This is a genomic window from Achromobacter mucicolens (assembly GCF_902859725.1).
In the GTDB taxonomy this organism is placed as follows: Bacteria; Pseudomonadota; Gammaproteobacteria; order Burkholderiales; family Burkholderiaceae_B; genus Achromobacter; species Achromobacter mucicolens.
The window spans coordinates 17,873-41,588 of record NZ_CADIJP010000032.1; the positions used below are offsets into that span (position 1 = coordinate 17,873).

The following is a 23,716-nucleotide window of genomic DNA, read 5'->3' on the forward strand; positions in this document are numbered from 1 at the left end:
CTCGCTCATTACTCCGGATAAGCCCGCATGGCGGCCGGTTGCTCGGCCTTGAGCGCATCCAGGATGCGCTTGCCCACGCGGCCGTCCTGCGGCAGGTTCAGGCGCGCCTGCTCCTCGCGCACGGCGTCGCGAGTCTTTCCGCCCGGGATGCCGTCGGCCACGCCGATGTCATGACCGCGTCCGTACAGCTGCTTCTGCAGTTCCTTGATCTGCGCACGCGACAGGCCAGGGTCGTCGGTCGGCCACGCCGTGACGAGCGCCGGACCGCCTTGCAGGCGGTTCAGCAGCAGCGACACCGCTAGACCGTAACGGCGCGACTGGTTGTAGTGCAGGATGGCGTCGAAATTCACGGTGGCCAGGAACACCGGGCCGCGTGCGCCGGTCGGCGCGAAAAGGTACGCCTGCTGGTCATTGCCCAAGGGCAGCTTCAGCACCGAGCCGTCGCCCTGCTTGACGCCGGCCTGCGCCCACTGGGCGATCGTGCGGCGATCCTGCGACCCCACGTACTCGGCGTCGGGCTCGGCGGGAATCGCGGCGGCCAGTTCGGCCGGCACGCGCACTTCCACGACGGCGGGCAGACCATGCGTCCATTGCGCGCGGCGCTTGCGCAGGTGGTTGGCTGTGGAAGCCAGCGCGTCGGGCAACGAGTTGTAAAGGTCGATGCGGCCGTCGCCATCACCGTCGGCGGCCAGTTCGTAGAACGACGTGGGGATGAATTGCGTCATGCCGAACGCGCCGCTCCACGACCCGACAAACTTGTCGGCGGGCACGACGCCGTCGCGCAAGAGGCGCACGGACGCGTAGGCGTTCTTTTCCCAGAGCGTCTTGTTTTCGGTGCAGGCGCGCGTCAGCCAGGCGTTGAGCACGTCGGTCTTGCCGACCTGGCGGCCATAGTTGGTTTCGATGCCGAAGATGGCGACCAGCGTCGCGGGATCGACCTGATACTGCTGGCTGATGGCGCCCAGTTGCGCGCCGTACTTGCCGAGCACGGCCTTGCCGTCCTGCACGCGCTCGTCGTCGACCGTCTTGGCGATGTAGTCCCACCAGCTTTCGCGGCCCTCGGGCTGGCCCTTGGCCGACGCAACGGTGGTGGGCAGCAACGTGGCGTTGGCCGTGTACTTGTTCCAGTCGGCAACGGTCAGGCCGTTGGCCGTGGCGCCCTTGCGCAGCTTGTCGATGCAGGCCTTGGTGTCGAGTTCGGTGGGGACGATGACCGTCGGGGCGGCTGCCGCGGGCGCGGCAGCCGGGGCGGCCGTGGCAGCGGGCACAGCGGCGGGCGCAGCGGAAGCAGCAGGCGCTGCCGCCGGCGCAGTAGCGGGCGCTGCAGCGGGCGCTGCAGCGGCAGCCGGCGCGGGCGTGTCGTCAAAGCTGCGCTTGGGTTTGAGCGCGGGTTGCGGCTGTTCGGGCGCGGGCGTCTGGATGCGCGATCCGGTGGCAGATCCGGGCGACTGCGCCTGCGCGGCGCCGGCGGCAGCGGCGGTCAGGGCCGCGGCCAGCAGCACGCGCGAAAAGCTGTCGATTCGAGGACGGGGGAAACTCTGGCGCATGGCTTTCCTGAAAAATCGAGGTCAGCCGGGATCGTACCGCGACCGGCGGCCGAAATCGAACGCGGCCCCTGCCCTGCCCGCGGACACCAGCCGATCATTGCGGGGCGGGCGGCGCCTCACGCAGTTGCGCTAGGCGTTGCGCGGCCATTTCATACCCTTGAGCCGCGGCGGCCTCGTACCAGCGCAGCGCCTCCTTCATGTCGAAGTGCTCCATGACGAGACCCTGCAGGTATTGCGCGCCCGGATCGCCACGCTGGGCAGCGGCCAGCATCGCCCGGTCGGCCATGCCGTCCTGGCGTGGCGATTCGCCATAGATGTAGGCGTTGCCGCCCTCGATGGTGCCACCCAGTTCGCGCATCGACGGCGGGGTCTGATCGAAGAGCTGACGCCAGAACAGCGCCACGAGTACAACGAACAGCGCGAAGAAAAAGGTCCAGGTGACGATCCGTTTAGCGGTCATGTTTCTCTCAAATAATGGGCAGGCTTGCGCCCGCGGACTTCAGGGATGATCGGTGGCGGGCGCAAACCAGTATTGGAACAAATCGCCGTCATTGGTGTACCAGGGCAGCAGCATGCCGATGCTGTCGGACTCTCGCGCCACCGTCAGCAGCAGCCCGCCCGCGTCCTTGCGCAGGATGGCCACGTGACGCCGCACGCCCATGGACTCATGCTGGCGCCAGTCATGGCGCACGCTGACCCACAGCCGGCCTTGCGTGCATCCGGCAGCCCGCCAGATGGCATTGCCGGGATGCGGGGGTTCGCCCACGGCTGCCGTATCGGCGCCTTCCTCTTGCAGGACAAGCTGCGACACCTGGCGCGCACCCTGCTCATCGCGCGCCTCTATCTGCCACCCGAGAGCATCCGGGACGAACGAGACGGTTGCGCGGGGCGACGGTTTCCATGCCGGCAAGGTGGCATGGCGCATGCCCGGCAGATCCAACGGATACATCAGAAAGCCGCGCAGGTCCTCGAGCAGGAACGCATCGGCATCGCCGGCGCGCCGTTCGCCCTGCGCGCGATAGACGCCGGCCAGGTCGGGGCATTGCGCCGGATCCGACGGCAGCACGACCGGCGTGCCTTGCTTGAAGGGCGGCCATTTGACGGCCACCTCGTCGACGCGCGACATGCTGCAACCGGCCAGCGCCGCGGTCAGCAGCACGGCCGCGGCAATCGTGCCCTGGCGCGGGCCCGCGCACTGGCCCTCACGCTGGCCGCAGTAGTCTTTTGAATTCAATGCCGCTTCTCCCGTTGCAAGCCGAAGCTGTTGCATGCCCCCGCGCCGCCAGGCGTCGAACTATATCCCGAATCCTCGCGCGCGTTGCCAAGCGGCCAGCGCGGGAGAATAATCGGCAAATCGCTTCCGCTTCCCCGCGCCATGACACCGTTCCGAGGCAAACTCCGCATCCGGCACCTGGAAATCGTGCTGACCGTCTCAGAATTGGGCAACCTGTCCAAGGCGGCGGCCCAATTGCACAGCACGCAATCGGGCCTGTCGCGCGCCATTGCAGAGATCGAGGAACTGGTTGGCGCGCGGCTCTTCGAGCGCACCGCAAAGGGCACCACCTGCACGCCGCTGGGCGACGCCATGTGCCGCCATGCGCGCCAGCTGCTCACCGGCTTTCGCAAGGCCGAAGTCGACCTGGCCGCCGTCTCGCGCGGCGAGGAAGGCAGCCTGACGGTGGGCTGCTTTTCGATGTTTGCGGGCTGGCCGGTGGCGCAGGCTGCGCGCGACTACCGCGAGGCGCATCCGCGCATCACGCTCACCATCGAGGTCGGCACGCACGAACGGCTGATCGAGGACCTGGACGCCGGCGCGCTGGACGTGCTGATCAGCCGGTTCTCCTCCACCGTCAATCCGCAGATTTATCGGTCGACCACCCTGCTGGAAGACGCCGTGGTGCTGGCCTGCGCCCCGCATCATCCGCTGGCCGGCATGCCCGGGGCCACGCTGGCCGATTACGTGGCGTATCCGTGGATCACCGCGCTGCCCGGCAGCCGCATCCGCGGCGAGCTGGAATTGTCCCTGCGCCAGGCGGGTTTGGCGATTCCGGATATGATCGGCGTCCTGTCGCTGGAATTTGGCCGCGAACTGCTGTTGGACGGTCGGTATCTGTGGATGCTGCCCGGCAGCGTTGCGGCCGTCCGGCAGGCGCGCGGCGAACTCACCGTGCTGCCCGCCCGCCCCGCCTTGCGCAAGTCTCCGCTTGCCGCCATCTGGCGCCGCGACCGTCCCAGCACCCGTCAGGCGCGCGCCTTCGCGGCCCAGCTCGAACGCACCATTCTGGCCGATGGCATTGCGCTGGCCGCCTGAGCCGCGCGCGCCTCCCGAACACGCCCCCTTTTCAATCCGGAGCACACATGTACGAATGGCTCAACGCATTGCCCAAGGCGGAATTGCACCTGCATCTTGAGGGCACGCTTGAACCCGAGCTGCTGTTCAAGCTGGCGCAACGCAACGCCGTGGCGCTGCCCTGGCCCGACATCGACGCCCTGCGTGGCGCCTACGACTACAACAACCTCCAGGAATTCCTGGATCTCTATTACCGCGGCGCGGACGTGCTGCGCACCGAGCAGGACTTCTACGACCTGACCTGGGCTTACCTGCTCAAATGCCGCGAGCAGAACGTGGTGCACACCGAACCCTTCTTTGATCCGCAGACGCACACCGACCGCGGCGTGCCCTTCGAGACGGTGCTGAACGGCATCAGCCAGGCGCTCGCCGACGGCAAGAAGCAGCTGGGCGTGACCAGCGGCCTGATCCTGAGCTTCCTGCGCCACCTGCCTGAAGAACAGGCCATGCGCACGCTGGAGCAGGCGCTGCCCTACCGCGACGCGTTCATCGCCGTGGGCCTGGATAGCAGCGAGCAGGGCTTTCCGCCGCGCCTCTTTCAGCGCGTGTTCGACCGCGCGCGCGCCGAAGGCCTGCCCGCCGTGGCGCATGCCGGCGAGGAAGGCCCGCCCGAATACATCTGGGAAGCGCTGGATCTGCTCAAGGTGCTGCGCATCGACCACGGCGTGCGCGCGGCCGAGGATCCCAAACTGATCGCCCGCCTGATCGACCAGCAGATTCCGCTGACCGTCTGTCCGCTGTCCAACACCCGGCTTCGCGTGTTTGGCCACATGCGCGAGCACAACATCCTGTTGCTGCTGGACGCCGGTGTGAAGGTCACCGTCAACTCCGACGATCCGGCCTACTTCGGCGGCTATGTCAACGAGAACTTCCACGCGCTCTACGAGCACCTGGGCATGACGCGCGAGCAGGCGCAGGCCCTGGCAGACAACAGCCTGGACGCGCGCATCGCCAGGTAGCGCCTTCCAGCCATGCGGGTTGCGCATGGCTCTGTTCAAAACCGGCATGCCCGGCGCGGCACTTTCCTCCCTACCATAGTCCGGCGGCAGCAACGCTTGCCGCCGCTGGACGATGAACAACGAGACAAGGGGCAGGATATGAGTGAACGCGTGAAGGCGGCGCTGCGCAGCGGCACGCTTGCCGGCGTGCGCGACGGCGGCGTGTGCCGCTTCGGCGCCATTCCGTATGCGCAGGCGCCCGTGGGCGAGCTGCGATTTGCGCCGCCGCGGCCGGCCAGCTGGCGGGGTGAATTCGACGCCACGGGAGCGGGCGCGGTAGCGCCGCAATTGCCCTCGCGCCTGCGCGGCGCCATGGGCGACTTCGATGCCGAGCAATCCGAAGACTGCCTGCACCTGACGGTGTGGACCCCGGCCGCGGACGGCAAGCGCCGTCCCGTCGTGGTCTGGCTGCACGGCGGCGCCTGGCAAAGCGGCGGCGGCGCTCTGGACTGGTACGACGGCTCGCGCCTGGCGCAACGGGGCGACGTGGTTGTCGTGGCTGTCAACTACCGGTTGGCCGCGCTTGGCTGGCTGTACGTGCCGGGACAGACGGCCAATGCCGGGCTGCTGGACCAGGAGATGGCGATCGACTGGGTGCTGGCCAATATCGAAGAGCTGGGCGGCGACCCCGAGCGCGTCACGGTGATGGGGCAATCGGCTGGAGCCTCGTCGATCTGCGCGATGCTGACGCGCCAGCCGCGCTTCTCGCGCGCCATCCTGCAGAGCGCCGCTCTTGGCCGCGGCTTTCGCAGCGCGGCGCAGGCCGATGCCTTGGGACAGGCCTATCTGCGCGCGGCCGGGGCCGAATCGCTTTCCGAGGCCCGGAAATTGCCGGTGTCCGCGCTGCTGGCTGCCCAACAGGCGCCCGAGGTCGTGCAGGCGTTGCAGGCCGAAGGCAGCAGCCGCAGCCTGTTTTCGCCGGTGCTCGATGGCCAGGTGCTGCCGCTGGACATTGCCCCCGCGCTGATGACCGCTGCGGGCCGCGCAGACGTGCTGGTCTGCTACACGCGTGACGAGATGGCCGCCTTTCCAGACCACGGCACCGACGCAGCCAGCCAGCAGATGGGCGACGCCGTGTTCGGCGCGCCATCGCGGCAGTGGGCCGGGCACGCCGCCGCGCAAGGCCGCGACGCCTGGCTGGCGCGCTTTGACGTCGCACCGACGGACCGCTTTGGCGCGTGCCATTGCATCGAGCTGCCTTTCGTGTTCGACACCCTGCAAGCCTTTACCGGGGCGCCCATGCTGGCAGGTCTGCCTGCCGCGCACGCAGAGCAGCTTGCGCGCCAGACGCAGACCGCCTGGCTTGCCTTCATCCGGGGCGATGCGCCGGCCTGGCCGCAAGCGCCCCACATGCAGATCCTGGCCTGAGCCAGCCACGCCACCCGCCATGCCGCATCTGGCGCCGGGCTTGCCCCCCGCGCCTTGCACACCAACAACACAAGGGGAATTCCATGTTCAAGCAATGCCTTCTTGCGCTGGCGCTCGCGCTGCCGCTTGCCGCCACCGCCTCCTATCCCGAAAAGCCGGTCAAGATCATCGTTTCCAATCCGCCGGGTGGTCCGGTCGACGTCATGCTGCGCGTCCTGGCGAGCAAGCTGGGCGCGGCCTGGGGCCAGCCCGTCGTCGTGGAGAACAAGCCGGGCGCCTCCGGCATCATCAGCACCGGCGCGCTGGTCAAGTCCGCCCCCGACGGCTACACGTTGGGCATGGTGGTCGCCTCTTCGGTGACCATCGTGCCGTTTGCCGTCGATAGCCTGCCGTTCGATACGCAAAAAGACCTGCAGCCCATTTCGCTGGTGGCGCGCACACCGTTCATCTTCATCGTCCCCAAGGACAGCCCGCTAAAAACCTGGGAAGACTTCGTGCGCGAAAGCCGCGCGCGCAGCCTGAGCGTGGGCTCGTTTTCGATCGGCACCGCGTTCCACCTGGTCTGGGAACAGACGGCGCGGCGCGCGGGCATCAAGGCGCTGTACGTTCCCTCGTCATCGTCCGGCAAGACCCAGAACGACCTGATCGGCGGACAGCTGGACGTGGGCCTGGACGCACCGTCCAGTTCCAAGGGGCTGATCGACAGCGGACGGTTGCGGGCGCTGGCGATCACCAGCCCGCAACGCTTCGGCGGTCTGCCGGACACGCCCACACTGAAGGAGTCCGGCCTGGACTACGCGCCGCAGCCGTGGATCGGCCTGATGGGGCCGGCTGGCATTCCGAAGGACCGTGTCGCGCAGATCCAGAAGGCGGTGGCCGACATCCTGAAAGACCCGGCGATGAAAGCGCAGATGGAAACGCTGGGCATGATTCCGATCGGCAGTTCGCCCGAGGAACTGGCGGCCACCATCGAGGCCGATCGCGCCGAAATGGGACCGCTGATCAAGGAGCTGGGCATCAAGCTGCAATAGCGCCGGCGCGCGTTAAATTCCGCGCAACGTAAGCACAGGAAACAGGGCCGCTTGCGCTGGGGCGCTCAGGTAATATCCTCGTCAATAACAAGTTAACTACCCCGAGGAGAAGAGCATGCCGCAACGCAATTCCCTGTTCCGCCTGGCGCCCCTGGCGCTGGCCGCCCACCTGATCTTTTCCGGCCCGGCTGCCGCGCAAGGCGCCCCTGGCGCGCAAGGCGCAGTGCAACCCGCCGCCAACCCCGCGCTCGCCGCTCAGATCGACGAACGCGCCAAGGCCATCGAAGACAAGCTCATCGCCTGGCGCAGGGACATCCATCAACATCCGGAGCTCGGCAACCAGGAGCACCGTACGTCCAAGCTAGTCGCCGATCATCTGCGCGCGCTCGGCATGGACGTGAAGACCGGCGTCGCGGGCACCGGAGTCGTCGCGGTGCTCAAGGGCGGCAAGCCCGGCCCCGTGGTGGCGCTGCGTGCGGACATGGACGCCCTGCCTGTCAAGGAACAGGTCGACGTGCCGTTCGCCTCGAAGGCCAAGGGCACGTATCTCGGCAAGGAAGTCGACGTCATGCACGCCTGCGGCCATGACGCGCACACGGCCATCCTGATGGCGGCCGCCGAAGTTCTGGCCGGCATGCAGGATGAACTGCCCGGCACGGTCAAGTTCATCTTCCAGCCTGCCGAGGAAACCCCCGCGGACTTCGAACCCGACGGCAAGAAGGTCTGGGGCGCCAAGATGATGGTGCAAGAAGGCGTGCTCGACAACCCCAAGGTCGACGCGATCTTCGGCCTGCATGTCTCCAGCGCGTATCCTGCAGGCTGGCTCGCCTGGCGCGCCGGTCCAGCATTGGCCGCCGCCGACCAGTTCTGGATCGACGTGACCGGCAAGCAGACGCACGGCGCGCGCCCGTGGTCGGGCATTGACCCCATCGTGGTCAGCTCGCAGATTATCCTGGGCTTGCAGACCATTCCCAGCCGCCAGCTCAACAGCATGCTTGAACCGGCGGTGATCACGGTGGGCGCCATCCACGGCGGCAACCGCATGAACATCGTCCCCGACAGCGTGGCGATGACCGGCACCATCCGGACGTACGACGAAGGCATGAAGAAGGACATCCACAAACGCATCGCGCGCACCGCGGACATGATCGCGCAAAGCGCGGGCGCGAAGGCGGACGTGCGGGTTGTCGAGCTATATAACGCCACGATCAATCCGCCGGCGCTGGCCGAGCAGATGGGGCCGACACTGCGGCGCGTGGCGGGCGAAGGCAACTATGGCCTGCAGCCCAAGTCGACCGCGTCCGAGGACTTTTCGTTCTATCAGGAGAAGGTGCCCGGCATGTTCTTCTATCTGGGCGTGACGCCCAAGGACACCGATGTCGACAAGGCCGCGCCGAATCATTCGCCCCGCTTTCATGTGGACGAGTCGGGCCTCATCAACGGCGTGCGTGCGCTGTCGAACCTGACGGTCGACTACATGGCGAATGCGCGCGCGGGCAGTTGATCGTTCCTATCGGCATCGCAGACGAACTCGCCGCACCCGCCCGGCGCAGCGCGTCCACGATATGGCCTTCCGTCTGTTGGCTATGCGGATGGTCCTTGAAAGCAGCCTGCGTCACCGTGAAAATCGCGTCGCAATCGGAAGGCGTTTCGGAAGAGATCTGCATTTGCCGGCCCCTTAAGTTTGGTGGAATTCGCGAGTGTAGCCGTGTGCTTGCGGGCATCCCGCATTGACGCGTCGCCAGCCGGTGGCTACAGTGGCCGGCAGCCTTGCGGCGCGCTGCCTGCCGCATTCCCGAACCACCCGCGGTCCTGCCGCGGGTCCAACTTTTTCGGATACCCATGAACAGCTACCGCGTCGGCATCGCCGGCTTCGGCGCCATCGGCCAGGCCGTGGCGCAATCCCTCGATGCCGGCCTGCCCGGCCTGACGCTCGCCGCCGTCGCCGTGCGCGATCCCAGCGCCCCGCCCGCCTTCTCGTGGAAAGACGGCGCGCCCGCCTTCACCACCATCGACGGCCTTGCCGACCATTGCGACGTGGTCGTGGAATGCGCGCCCGCCGCCGTGTTCCGCAACATCGCCGAACCTGTATTGCGCGCCGGCAAGAAGATGGTGGTGCTCAGCTCGGGCGCGCTGCTGCGCCACGAAGACCTCATCGACATCGCGCGCCAGCACGGCGGCCAGGTCATCGTGCCGTCGGGCGCCATCCTCGGGCTGGACGCCATCACCGCCGCTGCCGAAGGCGTCATCCATTCCGTCACGATGATCACCCGCAAGCCGGTGCGCGGCCTGCTGGGCGCGCCCTACCTGACCGACAACAACATCGACATCGAAGGCATCACCGAGCCGCGCCTCATCTTCCGCGGCTCGCCGCGCGAGGCGGCCGTGGGCTTTCCCGCCAACCTCAACGTGGCCGTCAGCGTGTCGCTGGCGGGCATCGGCCCGGATCGCACCACGCTGGAAATCTGGGCAGATCCCTCGCTCGATCGCAACCTGCACCGCGTCGAGGTCGTGTCCGACTCCGCCTCGTTCTCGATGGAAATCCAGAACATCCCGTCGGCCAATCCCAAGACCGGGCGCATCACGGCGCAAAGCGTGATCGCCGCGCTGCGCAAGCTGACCGGACCGCTGCGCGTCGGCACCTGAGGGCGGCGCCCTCCTTCAGGCCGCCTCCCGCCGCAACGCGTCGCCGTGGCGCGGCGCCGGCATGGGCCCGACCTGCCAGCGTCCCGTTCCGTCAAGGTCCAGCCGGTGCGTATGGAACGCATCCAACGTGCTGCGATGGCCCACGCTGACCAGCATGCTGTCCGGCAGCGCCTCGCGCAGCAGGCTGTACAGCATGTGCTCCAGCCCTTCGTCCGTGGCCGAGGTGGCCTCGTCCAGAAACACCAGCGCGGGCCGGTTGTACAGCACGCGGGCAAACGCAATGCGCTGCTGCTCGCCCAACGACAGCACGCGTGACCAGTCGTGCACTTCATCGAGCCGGCCGGCCAGATGCCCCAGGTTGACCTGCCGCAACGCATCGGCCAGCCGCGCGTCCTCGGCCGGTTGCGCCAGCCCCGGATACGCCACCGCGCCGCGCAGGTCGCCCAGCGGCAGATACGGACGCTGCGACAGGAACAGCGCGGACGCGCCCTGCGGCCGCCGCACCACGCCGTGGGCATACGGCCACAGACCGGCCAGCGCGCGCAGCAAGGTGGTCTTGCCGCTGCCCGACGGCCCCTTGATCAGCAGGGCTTGTCCGGGATGCAAGCGCAGATTCAGGTTGTCCAGCAAACAGGCGCCGTCCGGGCGCGACACATCCAGGCCCTCGATCGCCAGGCCATCGGGCAGCGTCTGGGTCTGCACCTGCGGCAGCGCACGCGCGGCCTCGTTGGCATCCAGGAATCCATTCAGACGATCCAGCGTCGCGCGGTACTGGGCGAACGTGTCGTAGGAACTGCGAAAGAACGACAGCGATTCCTGCACCTGCCCGAACGCCTGCGAGGTCTGCATGACATCGCCCAGCTTGATCGCCCCGCTGAAAAAGCGCGACGCCTGCAGAATGAACGGAAACACGACCGCGATCTGGCTGACCGACAGGTTGAAGCCGTCGAACTTCAGGCCCCGGTACACGCGCGCCCACAGATTGGCGATGTAGGACGTGAAGCGCGTCCACAGCGTGGCCCGCTCCACTTCCTCGCCCTGATAGAACGCAACGTTCTCGGCGTTCTCGCGCAGGCGAACCAGCGCATACCGGAAGTTGGCCGTCAGGCGCTCGGACAGGAAGTTCAGCTTGATGAGCGGGCGGCCGATCTTGAACGCCAGCCACGTCGCGACGATGACGTACAGATAAACCACGAACACCATGGCGCGCGGAATCTCCACGCCGCCCAGCGTCAGCGGACCCGACAACCCCCACAGGATTGCCGTGAAGGCCACCAGCGAGACGATCGCGCTGATGGCGCCGATCGCCAGCGTGCGCGACCCCGTCACGAATTGCGCGATGTCCTGTTCGATGCGTTGGTCGGGGTTGTCGACGGGTTCGGCCAGGAAGTGGCCGCGGTAGTAGGCGCCCGCGCCCAGCCAGTCGCGCGTCAGGCGCTCGTTCAGCCAGACGCGCCAATGAATGTCGAAGGCCTGGCCCACGTAGCTGTCGGCCAGGCTGCGCACCACATGCACGGTGGCCAGCACCGCGAAAATCCCCAGGAAGTGCCAGAAGACCGACTGGTCCAGCGCCTGCAAGGCACTGTAGAAGCCGTTGTACCAGAACGAAAACAGCACGGTCATGCGCACCGCGAACATCGCCAGGAACAGCAGCAAGGCCAGCGTGAGCATCGGCCGCCAGCTGCGCCGGGGCGTGAGGTACGGCCAAGCCAGCCGCCAGAACTTCCGGCCCCAGACCGTGGTGCGCGTCAGGATCAGCGTGACCACCGCCAGCGCGACGGCGGAAATGCCGAACGCGCGCGCAAGCCACAGGGCGCTTTCTGCTAGTTGCTGCTGCCAATTCAGATCCATGAGCCCGGAACCTCGCAATGACGTTCCTGGTTAGACGTCCGGATCCGGCGCAGTTCCGGCAAAACTGCCGCTTTAAGCCTGGCTTAAGCCACCGCCAAGGACATTGAAGGCGCGTTGAAAGCCGAGACGCGATTTCATCAAGTTGGACCGAGGTCCAGGTTGGCGAACAGGTCCGCCAGCGTGGGCACGCTGCGCGCGGGCCAGATCGCGCTCAGGTCGAAACTGGGCAGGCGCTCGCCATCGCGCACCTCGCAAAAGCGCACACCGCGAAAATCCATGGACCGTATCCAGCTGGGCAACAAGGCCACCCCGCAACCGCCCGCCACGCACGACAGCACCGTCAACGTGCGGCTGGCCTCCTGGTTCACGTGCGCATCGTGTCCGCCCTTGCGCATGGCATCCAGGATGTCCGCATAAAATGCCGGCAACTGTGACTGCGGGTACATGACCAGACCGGCCTGCGCGATCTGCGCCATCGACACCTGACCGTCGGGCGGCACTTCGAACTCGTCGGGCACGGCGGCCACCAGCCGGTCCCGCAGCAACTGGCGCTCGCGCATGCGGCCGCCCACGGCCACGGGTGTATGCATCAGGCCGATATCGATCTCGCCCGTCTGCAAGGCCTCGGCCTGTTCGGCGTTGCTCATTTCCCGCAGGATGATGCGAACGCCCGGCGCCTGCTGGCGCATCTGGCGCAGCGCGCGCGGCAAGGTGTCAAAGAGCGCGGAGGACACCAGGCCGACCGTCAGTTGCCCCGCGCTGCCCCGCCCGATCTCGCGGGCACGGCGGGCCGCGGCGTCGATGCGCGCCACGCTGGCGCGCACGTCTTCCAGGATGGCCTGCGCGGCCGGGGTGGGCGTCGTGCCCTGCCGCGACCGTTCGAACAGCTTCACGCCCAAGTCTTTTTCCATGCGCGTCAGCGCCTGGCTCAAGGCGGGCTGTGCAATGCCCAGCCAGTCCGAAGCGCGGCTGACGCTGCCGTGGTCCACCACCGCCAGGAAGTACCGAAGGTGCCGGGTTTCCATATTGATCCAATATATAAAAAGCGCTTTTCCACAATGGAAAACTATACATCGACTTCCTAGAATCCCGACTTACAGACCATTACATACCGGCAGTGCCGTTCCGCGAACGCCATGCCGAATCAGGAGACTGCTTTGCCCTCGCCGATTCCAGGCGCCGCCGTCGACACCCACGCCCACGTGTTTCACCAAGGCCTCGCCCTTGCCGACACGCGCCGCCACACGCCGGACTACGATGCCACGCTGGCCGAGTATCTGGACCTGCTGGATGCGCATGGCATGAGCCACGGCGTGCTGGTGCAGCCCAGCTTCCTGGGCACGGACAACAGCCATCTGGTTCAAGCGCTGCGCGCGGCGCCCGCCCGGTTGCGCGGCGTGGCCGTGGTGGCGCTGGACATCACTGACACCGAATTGCAGGACCTGGCCGCCGCGGGTGTGGTTGGCATCCGCTTGAACCTTGTCGGGCTGGACAGCCCCGCATTGCAGACGCCCGCCTGGCAGTCGTTGCTTGCCCGCGTGAATGCGCTGGGGTGGCATGTGGAAATCCATCTGCAGGCTGCGCGCCTGGAAGGCGTGATGCCTGCGTTGCTAGCGGCGGGCTGCCGCGTCGTGGTGGATCATTTTGGCCGCCCGGATCCCGCGCTCGGCGTTTCGGACCCCGGTTTCCAATATCTGCTGCGCCAGGCGGACAGCGGCCGTGTGTGGGTGAAGCTGGCCGCGCCCTACCGCAACTGGGCCGCTGCCGCCTGCGCGGCCTCCGGCCGGCTGGCCACGCAGCAACTGCTGGACGCCTACACCCCCGAACGCCTGATGTGGGGCAGCGACTGGCCCCATACCGAACATCGCCACCTGGCGTCCTATGCCGCGGCCACGCAGTGGCTGGACGCCTGGATCGACGACCCCGCGCAACGGCGGGCCGTGCTTGCCGACACGCCGTTGCAGCTATTCCAATTCAAAGGAGACGCTCCATGACCCCTCTCATCAAACGCCTGGCGCAACGTAGCGCGCTGTTTGCCGCCGCCGGCCTGCTGGCTGGCGCCGCCGGCGTCGCACACGCCGCCTACCCCGAGCGCGCGGTCACGCTGGTGGTGACCTATCCGCCCGGCGGCACCGTGGACGTGGTCGCTCGCCTGATCGGCCCGAAGCTTGCGGCCGAGCTGGGCCAGCCCGTCGTCATCGAAAACCGCGGCGGCGCGGGCGGCATGATCGGCGGCGCCGTCGTCGCCAAGGCCAATCCCGACGGCTACACGCTGATGCTGGACGCCTCCAATCACGCGCAGAACCCCGCGCTGCACAGCAAGATGCAGTTCGACACGCTGTCGGCCTTCGCGCCGGTGTCGCTGCTGCTGCGCGTGCCCAACGTGCTGGTCGTGACGCCGTCGTACGAAGTGAAGTCGGTCGCCGACCTCATCAAACTGGGCCAGCCCGATGCCAAGGAACCGGTGTACTTTGCCTCGGCCGGTCCCGGTTCGGCCCAGCACCTGGCGGGCGAGCTGTTCAACCTGCTGGCCAAGACCCAGCTGCAGCACGTCGCGTACAAGGGCGGCGGCCCGGCCATGATCGACGTGATGTCGGGCCAGGTGCCCGTCATGTTCGCCAGCATGGGCTCTGCCTGGCAGCACGTGAAGAACGGCAAGCTGCGCGCCGTCGCCGTCGGCGGACTGGAGCGTTCGAAGACCGCGCCCGACCTGCCCACCATCGCCGAATCGGGCGTGCCGGGCTACGAAACCTACGAATGGAACGCCGTGTTCGCCCCGGCCGGCACGCCGCCCGCCATCGTCGAACAGGTGTCGCAGGCGCTGGCCAAGGTGCTGAAGGATCCCGCGATCGCCGAACAGCTTGCCGGCATCGGCGCCGAACCCATTGGCTCCACGCCTGCCGAACTGGACACGTTCCGCCGCGCCGAGATCGAAAAGTGGCAGCGCGTCGTCAAGGAAGCGGGCCTGAAACTGGATTGAGTACTGCCGGGCCTGATGGGCCCGGACACCGCGTAGCCGGTTTGCGGCGCTCCATCCTGGGCGCCGTTTTTTTTTGCCGCGCGGGCGGGGCTATCATGACGCCTTGGACAGCTTTACCGCAGGAACCCGCTGGATGGACAAGATCCGACTCGACAAATGGCTGTGGGCCGCGCGCTTCTACAAGACGCGCAGCCTGGCTTCGCAGGAAATCGGCAAGGGCCGCGTGTTTGTGAACGGACAGCCCGCCAAACCCGCGCGCGAGGTCGGCGCCGGCGACGTCGTCGCGGTTCGCAAGGAAGACCCCGCGCTGCAGGTGCGCGTCGTGGCCGTGAGCGGCGTGCGAGGCCCCGCGCCGGTGGCGCGCCTGCTGTATGAAGAAACGCCCGAGAGCGTGGCCGCCCGCGAGCGCGCCGCCGAAATGCGGCGCCTGGCGCCCGAACCGGCGCTGGGCATCGACGCGGGACGCCCCACCAAGCGCGATCGGCGTCTCATCGACCAGATGCGGGGCAAGTCTTGATGAAGCGCGGCACCTCCGGCGGCCTGGTTTACTCCACGGAGTCCGGGCGCATGTGCCCGCAATGCCGCCAGCCTGTCGCGCAATGCCAGTGTCAGGCGGCCAGCCGCGCGGCCCCAGCGGGCGACGGCGTGGCGCGCGTTTCCCGCGAGACCAAGGGCCGCGGCGGCAAAAGCGTGACGCTGGTGCGCGGACTGCCGCTGGCGCCCGACGCCCTGGCCGCGTTGGGCAAGCAGCTGCGGACCGCGTGCGGTTCGGGCGGCACCGTCAAGGACGGCGTGATCGAGGTGCAGGGCGACCACTGCGACCGCATCATCGACGCGCTCACGAAACAAGGCCACCGCGCCAAGCGCGCGGGCGGCTGAACCGGATCAGGACAGAACGATGGAAATTCCCGTGACGGACGTCGCGAGCTGGCACGCCCATGTGTACTTCGACGCGGCAAGCCGCGATGCCGCGTTCGCCCTGCGCGAACGGATCGTTGCGACGTTTGACGGCAAGATGGAAATGGGGCGCTTCCATGAGCGCCCCGTGGGCCCGCATCCGCAATGGAGCTACCAGATCGCGTTCGGCCCGCAGCATCTGGCCGAGATCGCCACCTGGCTGACACTGAACCACGGCGCGCTGGATGTGTTCATGCATCCGAACACCGGCAATTCGCTGCGCGACCACCGCGACTGCGCCGTGTGGATCGGGCGCAGCCACATGTTGAACCTGGCTGCGCTGGGCGGCTGATCCCCTACAGCGCGCGTCCGACGATCAGCGAATCGATCGCCATCTGCGCGTCGTCGCTCTTGCCCTCGTAGGGCAGGCGGCTCAGCACATAGCGCATGGCGTTCAGGCGCGCGCGCTTCTTGCAGTCGGACTTGACCACGATCCACGGCGCATCGGCGGTGTCGGTGTGCGCGAACATGGCTTCCTTGGCGCGCGTGTAATCGTCCCACTTGTCCAGCGACGCCAGGTCCACCGGGCTCAGCTTCCACTGCTTGAGCGGATGCACCTTGCGCTGCTGGAAACGGCGGCGCTGTTCTTCCTGGCTGACCGAAAACCACAGCTTGATCAGCGTGATGCCGCTGCTGACGAGGTGGCGCTCGAAATCGGGCGTCTGGCGCAGAAACGCCAGGTATTCGTCCTGCGAGCAGAATCCCATCACGCGCTCGACGCCCGCGCGGTTGTACCAGGACCGATCGAACATGACGATCTCGCCCGCGGTCGGCAGGTGCTGCACATAGCGCTGGAAGTACCACTGGCCCTTTTCGGTGTCGGACGGCTTTTCCAGGGCGACCACGCGCGCGCCGCGCGGATTCAGGTGTTCCATCATGCGCTTGATGGTGCCGCCCTTGCCTGCCGCATCGCGCCCTTCGAACAGGATCACGACGCGCTGGCCGGTTGCCTTGACCCACGCCTGCAGCTTCAGCAGTTCGACCTGCAGCTTGTACTTCTGCTTTTCGTAATTGCGGCGCAGCATGCGGTGGCGGTAGGGATAGACGCCCTCGCGCCAATCTCCCGCCAGTTCTTCGTCGGGATTGCGGCGCGCCCCCGGCGCCTGCCGGTTGGCATCGAGCAGCGCGCGATGCACGGCCTGCGCGTCATCGGCCGACAGCGAATCGATGACGGTGCGCAGGGCCGCGCGCGCCTCGCCCGGTTCGCCCACCTGGTAGCGGCTGGCGATATCGGCCAGCACCGCCGCGGTCTCCTGCCGCGCCGCATCCTGACGCGCCGCCACGCGCTTGCTCAGTTCGACGGCGGGCTCGGTGGCAGATGCGGCCGCCGGGCGGGCATTCGCCGTGCGCTTGGCCGCGCCCCTGGCCACGGCGGGGCGCTTGACCTGCGCCGCCGGGGCGGCTTCGTCTTGATCGGGAGCCTGCGATATCTTGTCGGTCATTCGTCCTGTCCTTGCTGCGCCAAAAACTTCAACCCTAGCTTGCGCCAGGGTGCGCGAAATTGATTGGGATCAAAGGTTGTAACATTTTTACACGACCCCGGCCCCTTTACACTGCACCTCCCTGTTCCCTTCGATCGCGACACCCATGTGGTCATTCATCAAGCGATGGTTCGCCGGCCCCCCGGCAGCCGAAGACCCCTTGCAGGAAATCGTGCGCTTTGATGACGCCGGGCTGACGCGCTCGGGCGAACTGGCCCGCGCGATGGGCCTGCAGGAATTCTGGCCCTGGCGCGACATTCATGAATTCGGGTTCGTTTTCACGCAGGCGATTTATCCGGACCCGTGGTTTGGCGACTACATGGAAAGCCTGTGGTTCGTCCGCGTGCCCACCGACGGCGGCGGGCTGATGCGGATGGACTTCGACGAGCGCGTGCTGGACATCAACCAGTTGCCCCCCGCCCTGCTCCGCAACCTGCCCGGCCTGGACATGGACGTGTTGCGCGCGGGCCTGGCGACCGCCGCGCGCGGCCTGCGCCATTTCGAGGGCGAAGGCGAGTGGGTGGCCTGGCGGCGCGCGGACGCCGCCTCTCCCGACCTGCCCTCGGCTACACGCGATCCAGACCCTGCTTGAGGTCCGCCAGGATGTCCTCGGGCGTTTCCAGCCCCACGGACAGCCGCAGCAACCCTTCGGACAGGCCGTAGCGCTCGCGGTCCTCGGCCGAATAGCTGGCGTGGGTCATCGACGCCGGATGCTGGATCAGGGTCTCGGGATCGCCCAGGCTGACCGCAATGCGCGCCAGCTTCAGGCTGTTCAAGAGCGCCTTGCCGGCGGACAACCCGCCCTTCAGCTCGAAGGCCACCAGTCCGCCACCCGCCGCCTGCTGGCGCGCCGCGATGTCCGCGCCCGCCGTGCCGGAAAGGCCCGGATAGAACACATCCGCCACTGCCGGGTGCTCGCGCAGCAGCTTGGCCACCTTCAACGCGGATTCGCTGTGCCGCTGCACGCGCAGCTCCAGCGTCTTGATCCCGCGTAGCACCAGAAAGGCCGTGAACGGCGACAGCGTCGCGCCCGTGAAGTAGCGCAATCCCTGCAACCGGATGGCGTCGATATGCGGCTTGCGTCCCAGCACCGCGCCCGCCAGCAGGTCGCCGTGCCCGCCCAGATACTTGGTGGCCGAATGCAGCACGATGTCCGCGCCGTGCTCGAGCGGCCGCTGCAGCACCGGCGTCGCGAACGTGTTGTCGACGATCGTCAGCAGCCCCTTGCCGCGCGCGATGGCGGAAATGGCCGCAATGTCCACCAGCCGCAGGTTGGGATTGGCGGGGGTCTCGAAGTACACGGCCCGGGTCTTGGGGCCGATGGCGGCGGCCACCGTCTGGGGCTTGGTGAAGTCCGCGAACACGGCCCGCACGCCAAAGCGGGCCAGCCCCTGCGTGAACAGCGTGAAGGCCGTGCCGTAGACAATCTGGTCGACCACGATCTCGTCGCCGCTTTGCAACAGCGAAAACAGGGTGGCCGAGATGGCCGCCATGCCCGAGGCCGTCACCACGCCGGCCTCGGCGCCTTCCAGCGACGCCAGGCGTTCTTCCAGCAGCGCCTGCGTGGGATTGCGCGTGCGGCCGTAGACATAGCCTTGGGCTTCGCCAAGCCGGATCCGGTCAAAGGCCTCGATGCTGTCCTGCGTGTAGGTGGACGTCAGGTACAGCGGCGGCGACAGCGCGCCCTGTTCGTCCAGCGGGTCGTAGCCCAGGTGGATGGCGCGGGTCGCAAAACCGTGTTGCGGGTGGTCGGTCATGTCATTCACTCCTGTCATCGGTGGATGCAGACGCGCATCGCGCCTGCCCTGAAATCGCTTCCCGCCGCCGGCCCGCGGCATTGACGGGGCCCAAGCGAGTCTTTACAGTCAAACGCCGTATCCCCGTTTTCGCGCGCCACATGAACGACCCGCAAGCGCCCGCCACGTCTGCCGGCCCGGCCGCTCTGGCCACGGCTCCGCCCGAACCCGGCTGGCTCCTGAAGGCCGCCACCTGTCTGGTCTATTCCGCGATGCTGGCGTGGACCGTCTACAGCAGCCGTCCGGAAACGATGCTGGAGGTTGCGCAACTGGCCTTCGGCGGCGCCATGCTCCTGGGCGCCCTGCTGCTCGTCGTCCTGGGCGTCTTTTCCCTCTGGAAACGCTTTCGCACGCCGCGTAACCGCGTGCGCATCATGCTGGGCGCGGGGGTGTTCCTGCTGGCCGCCGTGGCCGTGCCGCTTGCCGAACGCAGCCACGACAACCGCCAGCGCGACATCGCCAACACCGAAATCCGCAAGGCCATCGACGCACTGCGCATGCAGGCCGGCGGCGGCTCCGGCGTGCCCGAAGACGTGCCCGCCATCGATCCCTCGCCCAAGGCCACGGGTCCGTACGGCGAAATGGAACGGGCCATGAAAACCGTGGCCGGCGAACGGCTTGCGCAGCATCGCGCCTACCTGCAGGAACTCAAGGAAATCGGCCTGCCCCGGCTCTTTGACGCCGGCCGGCTGGCGCGCGACTCGGGCCTGATCGAAAGCCGCCTGATTCTGGAACAGGCCGAAAAGCTGGTGCCCGACTACCGCCAGCAAAGCCTGGACGTGCTGGACGAGATGCCCTCGCTGGTGCGCTCGCTGACCATCTCCGAACCTGAAAAGGCAAAGATCCTGCAGGCGCTGACGGACTCGCGGGCGGCTAGCAACGAGAAGCTGCGGCGCGTCTGGGACCTGGAAACGCAGATCCTTCACGAGTTCGGGCTGATGATCACGCTGCTCGATGATAACCGTCAGTTCTGGTACGCGGACCGCAACGAATTGAAGTTCGGGCGCAACGCCGACCTGACGCGCTTTCACCAGCACCAGGACACCGTCAACCGGCTGGCCCGCGAGCAGGAACGGCTGGCGACGCAATCCCTGGCGGCCATGCCGCAGGCGCCGCTGCGCTGAGCCGGATAAGCCTTGCATCACGCCACGCATGCGCTAGCGCTTGTGGTCGGCGCGGCGCGATAGCCACTCGCCGGTGAACTGCACGATCGACACCAGCGCGATCAGGATCACGATCACCTCGAACATCACCCGCGTATCGTAGCGCTCGTAGCCGTAGCGGATCGCCAAATCCCCCAACCCGCCAGCACCCACGGCCCCTGCCATTGCAGACGCGTTGATCATGGCGATCACGCTGACCGTCATGCCGCCGATGATGCCCGGCAAGGCTTCCGGCAGCAGCACATGGCGCACGATGTGCCAGCGGCGGCAGCCCATGGCGCGCGCCGCCTCGACCAGGCCGTGGTCCACGTCGTTCAGGCTGACCTGCGCAATGCGCGCAAAAAACGGAATCAGGTTGGCCGACAACGGCACGATGGCCGCCCACGTGCCCAGCGTCGTGCCCACCAGGAAGCGCTTGAAGGGCAGCATCGCGACCAGCAGGATGATGAAGGGGATGGCGCGGAAGGTATTCACCGTGACCGAAAGTGCCTTATTCAAGCGCGGACGCGGGTACGGACTGCCCGGTGCGGTGACCGTCAGCACCACGGCCAGCGCCAGGCCGGCGCCGATGGCGATGGCTGCGGAAATGCTCACCATCGTCAGCGTCTGCAGAAATGCCTGCAGGTATTTATCAAGCATCGGTAGCGACATAGCCAAGCACCTTGATCTGATCGGCCACCAGCGCGGCGCGCGCGGTCTCTTCCTGTAATGCGCCCGCGGGCACCGACACTAGCAGGCTGCCTTGCGCGTGGCCGCGCAGCCGGTCCAGTCCGCCGTGCAGCAGCGTGGCGCCCGGCCCCATGGCGGCCAGCGCCTGCAGCGACACGCCGTCCGGCCGGCCCTGGCCGGTAAAGCGCAACCGCAGCACTGCAACGCCAGGACGCCCCTGCAGATCGGGCACTAGCCGTGCCGCCAGGTCCCCCGGCACATCGTGCTGCAACGGCCGCAGCAGCGCGCGCGTGGCATCCGCCTGGGGGTCGCCGAACACGCGCCACACCTCGCCCAGTTCGACCTTGCGGCCACCATCCAGCACCAGCACGTTGTGGCAGACCTCGCGGATCACGGCCATGTCGTGCGTGATCAGCACGACGGTCAGGCCCAGCTTGCGGTTGATATCCAAAAGGAGCGCCAGGATGGATTGCGTGGTCTCGGGATCGAGCGCGGAAGTCGCCTCGTCGCACAGCAGGATCTCGGGCTCGTGGACCAGCGCGCGCGCAATCCCCACGCGTTGCTTCTGTCCACCGGACAACTTTGACGGGTAAACATCGGCCTTGTCCCGCAGGCCCACCATCTCAAGCAGCGCCTCCACCCGCGCCCGCGCGGCAGCCGGCTTCACGCCCGCCACCCGCAGCGGCAACGCGACGTTTTCGGCCACCGTCTTGGCCGACAGCAGATTGAAGTGCTGGAAGATCATGCCGATGCGGCGGCGCAGGCCCACGAGCGCATCCTCGTCCAGGCTGCCCACGTCCACCCCATCCACGCACACGCGGCCCGCGCTGGGCCGTTCCAGCATGTTGATCGACCGCAGCAGCGTGGACTTGCCGGCCCCGCTGCGGCCGATGATGCCGAACACCTCGCCGCGCGCAATCGAAAACGACACGTCCGACAGCGCCGCCACCGGGCCCGCGGGGCCTTGGTACTGTTTCTGCAGCCCCTCGAACACGATGTGCGCGTCGCGCGCCGGCGCTTGCGTGGCGTGCATGACGTCCTGGGGCAGGGAAAGTTCGCGCTGCATGATTGCCTAGAAGACCGGGATCACCGACCCTTCGAACTTCGTCAGGATAAATTGGCGCACTTCCTCGGAGTGATACGCCTTGACCAGCGCGGGCACCCACGGCGCGTCCTTGTCCTTCTCGCGCACCACAATGATGTTCACGTAGGGGTTGTTTTCCTTCCTCTCGACCGCGATGCCATCGCGCGTGGCGATCAGCCCGGCCTGGTAGGCAAAGCTGTTGACGATGGCGGCGGTATCCACGTCCGGCAGCGAGCGCGCCAGCACCACCGATGCGCTTTCCACGAAGTTCAGCTTCTTGGGATTGGACGTCACGTCGGCGAGTGTGGCCGTGCCGGTCGCCGGATCAAAGCCGTCTTTCAGCGTGATGAGACCCTGGTCGCGCAGGATGACCAGCGCGCGCGTCTGGTTGCTGGGATCGTTGGGAATGCCCACCTTCGCGCCGTCCGGCAAGTCCTTGAGCGACTTGTACTTCTTGCTATAGAACGCGATGGGCGAGATCAACGTGTTGGCCACCGGCACCAGCTTGTAGCCGCGCTGCTTGATCTGGTCGTTCAGGAAGGGAATGTGCTGGAAGGCGTTCGCCTCGAGATCACCGTTGTTCAGCGCCTCGTTCGGGCTGGCGGTGCCGGTGATGACGACAGGCTCGACGGCCAGGCCATTTTTCTTGGCCACCTGCGTCACTACTTCCCAGATCTGCTCGTCCACGCCCCCGCGCACGCCCACTTTGAGCGGCTTGGGGTCGGCCGAAAAGGCCGGACCGTGGAACATGGCGGCGGACGCCAGCACCGCACCCAGCAAGCGCTTGAAGATCGGCGCCCATGCGAAACGCGCGGGCTGCGCGCCGCCGGAAACGGACGCATCCGCCGCGGCCTCGGCCACAAAAGTACGAATAGTCATGATGGAATCGCCTCTGAACCCGTGCAGTTATGAGAGGAGACGATTCTAGGGACGGGGCTCGTGCGCGCGAACGACTAGTTCGTTGAGTCGTTATTACGCGGTTGATTCGATATGGGGCGTTGTCATATCGCAGTCCAGGCATGGCGCCCCCGCCATGCGCCGGACCGGCGGTCAGGCGTGCCCGTTCAGAACGGTTTGACCACGACCAGCGTCACGATGGCCGCCGCCGCCAGCACGATGAACGGCGCCTGCAGGTCGATCAGAGGCGGCCGCTTGCCACTGCCGCCGGCCATGCGCCGAAGCGATGCGCTCTGCATGCCGAGCAAGCCGGACAGGCTGATCGCGAAGGCGACCTTGATCCAGATCCAGTTCATCGCAAACCAGCCGAACGTCATGGCCAAGTGCAGTCCGATCAACCAGGTGATGACCATGGCCGGCGTGGTGACGAACAGCGTCCAGCGGCGCAGGACGTGGAGCATCCGGCGTTCCTTGGGCGCGTCGTCGCCATGCTCCGGCTGCGACGTCAGGAGAAAAAGCGACACGAAGAGCGAGCCCACCAGCCACGCCACGGCGGCCGCCACATGGGCCATTTTCAGGAGTTGGTATGTCATGGGCGGCATTATCGCCGCTCGCGGCCAGCGCGATGCGGCGCGCTGGCCTGCAGTATTTGCGCTACGGCAAACGCGCCGGCGGTGGATGCGCCGGCGGCAACGGCGTCAATTGCCGGTTTGCGACGCCGGTGCGGGAGCAGTCGCCCCTTCGGCGGGTGAGCCCGCGGCGGGCGATCCCGTGGCGGCAGGTGCGGCCGCAGGCGATTCTGCGGCGGGCGATTCTGCGGCGGGCGATCCTGCGGCGGGCTCCCCCGAGGCGGGCGTCTTTGCCGCCGGCGTAGGCGTGGCGGGCGCTGCGGCGGGCG

The 23,716-nt window shown here is 67.3% G+C and carries 24 protein-coding genes and 1 pseudogene; 14 read left to right on the plus strand and 11 right to left on the minus strand.

Annotated elements, in window-relative coordinates; all coding sequences use genetic code 11:
- Positions 1–8 precede the first annotated feature (8 nt).
- The 3 genes from HV786_RS26215 to HV786_RS26225 all read right to left on the minus strand — a co-directional run bounded on the left by HV786_RS26215 (position 9) and on the right by HV786_RS26225 (position 2,781).
- Positions 9–1,547, minus strand: a complete 1,539-nt coding sequence (locus tag HV786_RS26215) for a lytic murein transglycosylase (RefSeq protein ID WP_175212041.1) — start codon at positions 1,545–1,547, stop codon at positions 9–11.
- A gap of 94 nt (positions 1,548–1,641) precedes the next feature.
- Positions 1,642–2,007 (minus strand): SEL1-like repeat protein, encoded by a 366-nt coding sequence (locus tag HV786_RS26220; RefSeq protein ID WP_128828589.1) that lies wholly within the window; start codon positions 2,005–2,007, stop codon positions 1,642–1,644.
- Positions 2,008–2,046: 39 nt separating this feature from the next.
- Positions 2,047–2,781 (minus strand): hypothetical protein, encoded by a 735-nt coding sequence (locus tag HV786_RS26225; protein ID WP_252870185.1) that lies wholly within the window; start codon positions 2,779–2,781, stop codon positions 2,047–2,049.
- Positions 2,782–2,922: 141 nt separating this feature from the next.
- Between HV786_RS26225 and HV786_RS26230 the strand changes: the two genes are divergently transcribed.
- The 6 genes from HV786_RS26230 (at position 2,923) to HV786_RS26255 (ending at position 9,940) form a co-directional block, all read left to right on the plus strand.
- A complete protein-coding gene (locus tag HV786_RS26230; RefSeq protein ID WP_128828590.1) occupies positions 2,923–3,858 on the plus strand; it encodes a LysR family transcriptional regulator in 936 nt (311 codons plus the stop codon).
- A gap of 47 nt (positions 3,859–3,905) precedes the next feature.
- Positions 3,906–4,856 carry an adenosine deaminase gene (locus HV786_RS26235; RefSeq protein WP_128828591.1) on the plus strand — a complete coding sequence of 317 codons (951 nt, stop codon included), beginning with the start codon at positions 3,906–3,908 and terminating at the stop codon, positions 4,854–4,856.
- A gap of 138 nt (positions 4,857–4,994) precedes the next feature.
- Entirely contained in the window at positions 4,995–6,263 is a 1,269-nt protein-coding gene (locus HV786_RS26240; RefSeq protein ID WP_175212042.1) for a carboxylesterase/lipase family protein, read from the plus strand.
- Between the two features lie 83 nt (positions 6,264–6,346).
- Complete coding sequence (locus tag HV786_RS26245; RefSeq protein ID WP_128828592.1) at positions 6,347–7,294, plus strand: Bug family tripartite tricarboxylate transporter substrate binding protein; 948 nt, start codon at positions 6,347–6,349, stop codon at positions 7,292–7,294.
- Positions 7,295–7,409: 115 nt separating this feature from the next.
- A complete protein-coding gene (locus HV786_RS26250; protein ID WP_128828593.1) occupies positions 7,410–8,798 on the plus strand; it encodes an amidohydrolase in 1,389 nt (462 codons plus the stop codon).
- Positions 8,799–9,136: 338 nt separating this feature from the next.
- Complete coding sequence (locus HV786_RS26255; RefSeq protein ID WP_056324032.1) at positions 9,137–9,940, plus strand: aspartate dehydrogenase; 804 nt, start codon at positions 9,137–9,139, stop codon at positions 9,938–9,940.
- A 15-nt stretch (positions 9,941–9,955) separates the two neighbouring features.
- Here the strand turns inward: HV786_RS26255 and HV786_RS26260 are convergent, their stop codons facing one another.
- Both HV786_RS26260 and HV786_RS26265 read right to left on the minus strand, forming a co-directional pair.
- Positions 9,956–11,791: an ABC transporter ATP-binding protein/permease gene (locus HV786_RS26260; RefSeq protein WP_175212043.1), complete on the minus strand. Its 1,836-nt coding sequence runs from the start codon at positions 11,789–11,791 to the stop codon at positions 9,956–9,958.
- Positions 11,792–11,928: 137 nt separating this feature from the next.
- Positions 11,929–12,816, minus strand: a complete 888-nt coding sequence (locus HV786_RS26265; protein WP_175212044.1) for a LysR family transcriptional regulator — start codon at positions 12,814–12,816, stop codon at positions 11,929–11,931.
- Between the two features lie 111 nt (positions 12,817–12,927).
- On the opposite strand from HV786_RS26265, the gene HV786_RS26270 reads away from it, so the two are divergent.
- The 5 genes from HV786_RS26270 to HV786_RS26290 all read left to right on the plus strand — a co-directional run bounded on the left by HV786_RS26270 (position 12,928) and on the right by HV786_RS26290 (position 16,020).
- Complete coding sequence (locus tag HV786_RS26270) at positions 12,928–13,785, plus strand: amidohydrolase family protein (protein WP_128828594.1); 858 nt, start codon at positions 12,928–12,930, stop codon at positions 13,783–13,785.
- Entirely contained in the window at positions 13,782–14,771 is a 990-nt protein-coding gene (locus tag HV786_RS26275) for a tripartite tricarboxylate transporter substrate binding protein (protein WP_152384881.1), read from the plus strand. Before HV786_RS26270 ends, HV786_RS26275 begins: the two co-directional genes overlap by 4 nt.
- 133 nt (positions 14,772–14,904) lie before the next feature.
- Positions 14,905–15,288 carry an RNA-binding S4 domain-containing protein gene (locus HV786_RS26280; protein ID WP_062839065.1) on the plus strand — a complete coding sequence of 128 codons (384 nt, stop codon included), beginning with the start codon at positions 14,905–14,907 and terminating at the stop codon, positions 15,286–15,288.
- On the plus strand, positions 15,288–15,650 hold the full coding sequence (locus HV786_RS26285) for a translation initiation factor Sui1 (protein WP_175212045.1): 363 nt from the start codon (positions 15,288–15,290) through the stop codon (positions 15,648–15,650). Before HV786_RS26280 ends, HV786_RS26285 begins: the two co-directional genes overlap by 1 nt.
- Positions 15,651–15,669: 19 nt before the next feature.
- Positions 15,670–16,020 carry a DOPA 4,5-dioxygenase family protein gene (locus HV786_RS26290; protein WP_175212046.1) on the plus strand — a complete coding sequence of 117 codons (351 nt, stop codon included), beginning with the start codon at positions 15,670–15,672 and terminating at the stop codon, positions 16,018–16,020.
- A gap of 4 nt (positions 16,021–16,024) precedes the next feature.
- Here the strand turns inward: HV786_RS26290 and ppk2 are convergent, their stop codons facing one another.
- Positions 16,025–17,170 (minus strand): polyphosphate kinase 2, encoded by a 1,146-nt coding sequence (ppk2, locus tag HV786_RS26295; RefSeq protein ID WP_175212047.1) that lies wholly within the window; start codon positions 17,168–17,170, stop codon positions 16,025–16,027.
- A 145-nt stretch (positions 17,171–17,315) separates the two neighbouring features.
- On the opposite strand from ppk2, the gene HV786_RS26300 reads away from it, so the two are divergent.
- Positions 17,316–17,801, plus strand: coding sequence for a hypothetical protein (locus HV786_RS26300; protein WP_128828596.1), 486 nt, complete (start codon positions 17,316–17,318; stop codon positions 17,799–17,801).
- Here HV786_RS26300 and HV786_RS26305 read toward each other — a convergent pair.
- Complete coding sequence (locus HV786_RS26305; RefSeq protein WP_128828597.1) at positions 17,776–18,966, minus strand: trans-sulfuration enzyme family protein; 1,191 nt, start codon at positions 18,964–18,966, stop codon at positions 17,776–17,778. The two genes, HV786_RS26300 and HV786_RS26305, sit on opposite strands and share 26 nt — an antisense overlap.
- 140 nt (positions 18,967–19,106) lie before the next feature.
- Here HV786_RS26305 and HV786_RS26310 point away from each other — a divergent pair, with 140 nt between their 5' ends.
- A complete protein-coding gene (locus tag HV786_RS26310) occupies positions 19,107–20,129 on the plus strand; it encodes a hypothetical protein (RefSeq protein WP_128828598.1) in 1,023 nt (340 codons plus the stop codon).
- Between the two features lie 33 nt (positions 20,130–20,162).
- Here the strand turns inward: HV786_RS26310 and HV786_RS26315 are convergent, their stop codons facing one another.
- From HV786_RS26315 to HV786_RS26330, 4 genes are all read right to left on the minus strand, one after another.
- A complete protein-coding gene (locus HV786_RS26315) occupies positions 20,163–20,819 on the minus strand; it encodes a methionine ABC transporter permease (protein ID WP_128828599.1) in 657 nt (218 codons plus the stop codon).
- Entirely contained in the window at positions 20,800–21,903 is a 1,104-nt protein-coding gene (locus HV786_RS26320; protein ID WP_254599523.1) for a methionine ABC transporter ATP-binding protein, read from the minus strand. The genes HV786_RS26315 and HV786_RS26320 overlap by 20 nt, the downstream gene beginning before the upstream one ends.
- A 6-nt stretch (positions 21,904–21,909) precedes the next feature.
- Entirely contained in the window at positions 21,910–22,671 is a 762-nt protein-coding gene (locus HV786_RS26325; RefSeq protein ID WP_175212049.1) for a MetQ/NlpA family ABC transporter substrate-binding protein, read from the minus strand.
- A 314-nt stretch (positions 22,672–22,985) separates the two neighbouring features.
- The gene (locus HV786_RS26330) at positions 22,986–23,411 is read right to left on the minus strand and encodes a CopD family protein (protein ID WP_223576143.1); all 426 of its coding nucleotides are present in this window, start codon (positions 23,409–23,411) and stop codon (positions 22,986–22,988) included.
- On the opposite strand from HV786_RS26330, the pseudogene HV786_RS27245 reads away from it, so the two are divergent.
- Positions 23,410–23,716: pseudogene (locus HV786_RS27245) on the plus strand (hypothetical protein); the annotation flags it as partial. The gene HV786_RS26330 and the pseudogene HV786_RS27245 sit on opposite strands and share 2 nt — an antisense overlap.

Coding starts and splice junctions, on each gene's coding strand:
- HV786_RS26215 (WP_175212041.1), bottom strand. CDS start 1,547: ATGCGCCAGAGTTTCCCCCGTCCTCGAATCGACAGCTTTTCGCGCGTG.
- HV786_RS26275 (WP_152384881.1), top strand. CDS start 13,782: ATGACCCCTCTCATCAAACGCCTGGCGCAACGTAGCGCGCTGTTTGCC.
- HV786_RS26320 (WP_254599523.1), bottom strand. CDS start 21,903: ATGCAGCGCGAACTTTCCCTGCCCCAGGACGTCATGCACGCCACGCAA.
- HV786_RS26310 (WP_128828598.1), top strand. CDS start 19,107: ATGAACGACCCGCAAGCGCCCGCCACGTCTGCCGGCCCGGCCGCTCTG.
- HV786_RS26250 (WP_128828593.1), top strand. CDS start 7,410: ATGCCGCAACGCAATTCCCTGTTCCGCCTGGCGCCCCTGGCGCTGGCC.
- HV786_RS26305 (WP_128828597.1), bottom strand. CDS start 18,966: ATGACCGACCACCCGCAACACGGTTTTGCGACCCGCGCCATCCACCTG.
- HV786_RS26240 (WP_175212042.1), top strand. CDS start 4,995: ATGAGTGAACGCGTGAAGGCGGCGCTGCGCAGCGGCACGCTTGCCGGC.
- HV786_RS26300 (WP_128828596.1), top strand. CDS start 17,316: ATGTGGTCATTCATCAAGCGATGGTTCGCCGGCCCCCCGGCAGCCGAA.
- HV786_RS26245 (WP_128828592.1), top strand. CDS start 6,347: ATGTTCAAGCAATGCCTTCTTGCGCTGGCGCTCGCGCTGCCGCTTGCC.
- HV786_RS26230 (WP_128828590.1), top strand. CDS start 2,923: ATGACACCGTTCCGAGGCAAACTCCGCATCCGGCACCTGGAAATCGTG.
- HV786_RS26235 (WP_128828591.1), top strand. CDS start 3,906: ATGTACGAATGGCTCAACGCATTGCCCAAGGCGGAATTGCACCTGCAT.
- ppk2 (WP_175212047.1), bottom strand. CDS start 17,170: ATGACCGACAAGATATCGCAGGCTCCCGATCAAGACGAAGCCGCCCCG.
- HV786_RS26255 (WP_056324032.1), top strand. CDS start 9,137: ATGAACAGCTACCGCGTCGGCATCGCCGGCTTCGGCGCCATCGGCCAG.
- HV786_RS26290 (WP_175212046.1), top strand. CDS start 15,670: ATGGAAATTCCCGTGACGGACGTCGCGAGCTGGCACGCCCATGTGTAC.
- HV786_RS26265 (WP_175212044.1), bottom strand. CDS start 12,816: ATGGAAACCCGGCACCTTCGGTACTTCCTGGCGGTGGTGGACCACGGC.
- HV786_RS26325 (WP_175212049.1), bottom strand. CDS start 22,671: ATGTTCCACGGTCCGGCCTTTTCGGCCGACCCCAAGCCGCTCAAAGTG.
- HV786_RS26285 (WP_175212045.1), top strand. CDS start 15,288: ATGAAGCGCGGCACCTCCGGCGGCCTGGTTTACTCCACGGAGTCCGGG.
- HV786_RS26270 (WP_128828594.1), top strand. CDS start 12,928: ATGCCGAATCAGGAGACTGCTTTGCCCTCGCCGATTCCAGGCGCCGCC.
- HV786_RS26260 (WP_175212043.1), bottom strand. CDS start 11,791: ATGGATCTGAATTGGCAGCAGCAACTAGCAGAAAGCGCCCTGTGGCTT.
- HV786_RS26330 (WP_223576143.1), bottom strand. CDS start 23,411: ATGACATACCAACTCCTGAAAATGGCCCATGTGGCGGCCGCCGTGGCG.
- HV786_RS26220 (WP_128828589.1), bottom strand. CDS start 2,007: ATGACCGCTAAACGGATCGTCACCTGGACCTTTTTCTTCGCGCTGTTC.
- HV786_RS26315 (WP_128828599.1), bottom strand. CDS start 20,819: ATGTCGCTACCGATGCTTGATAAATACCTGCAGGCATTTCTGCAGACG.
- HV786_RS26280 (WP_062839065.1), top strand. CDS start 14,905: ATGGACAAGATCCGACTCGACAAATGGCTGTGGGCCGCGCGCTTCTAC.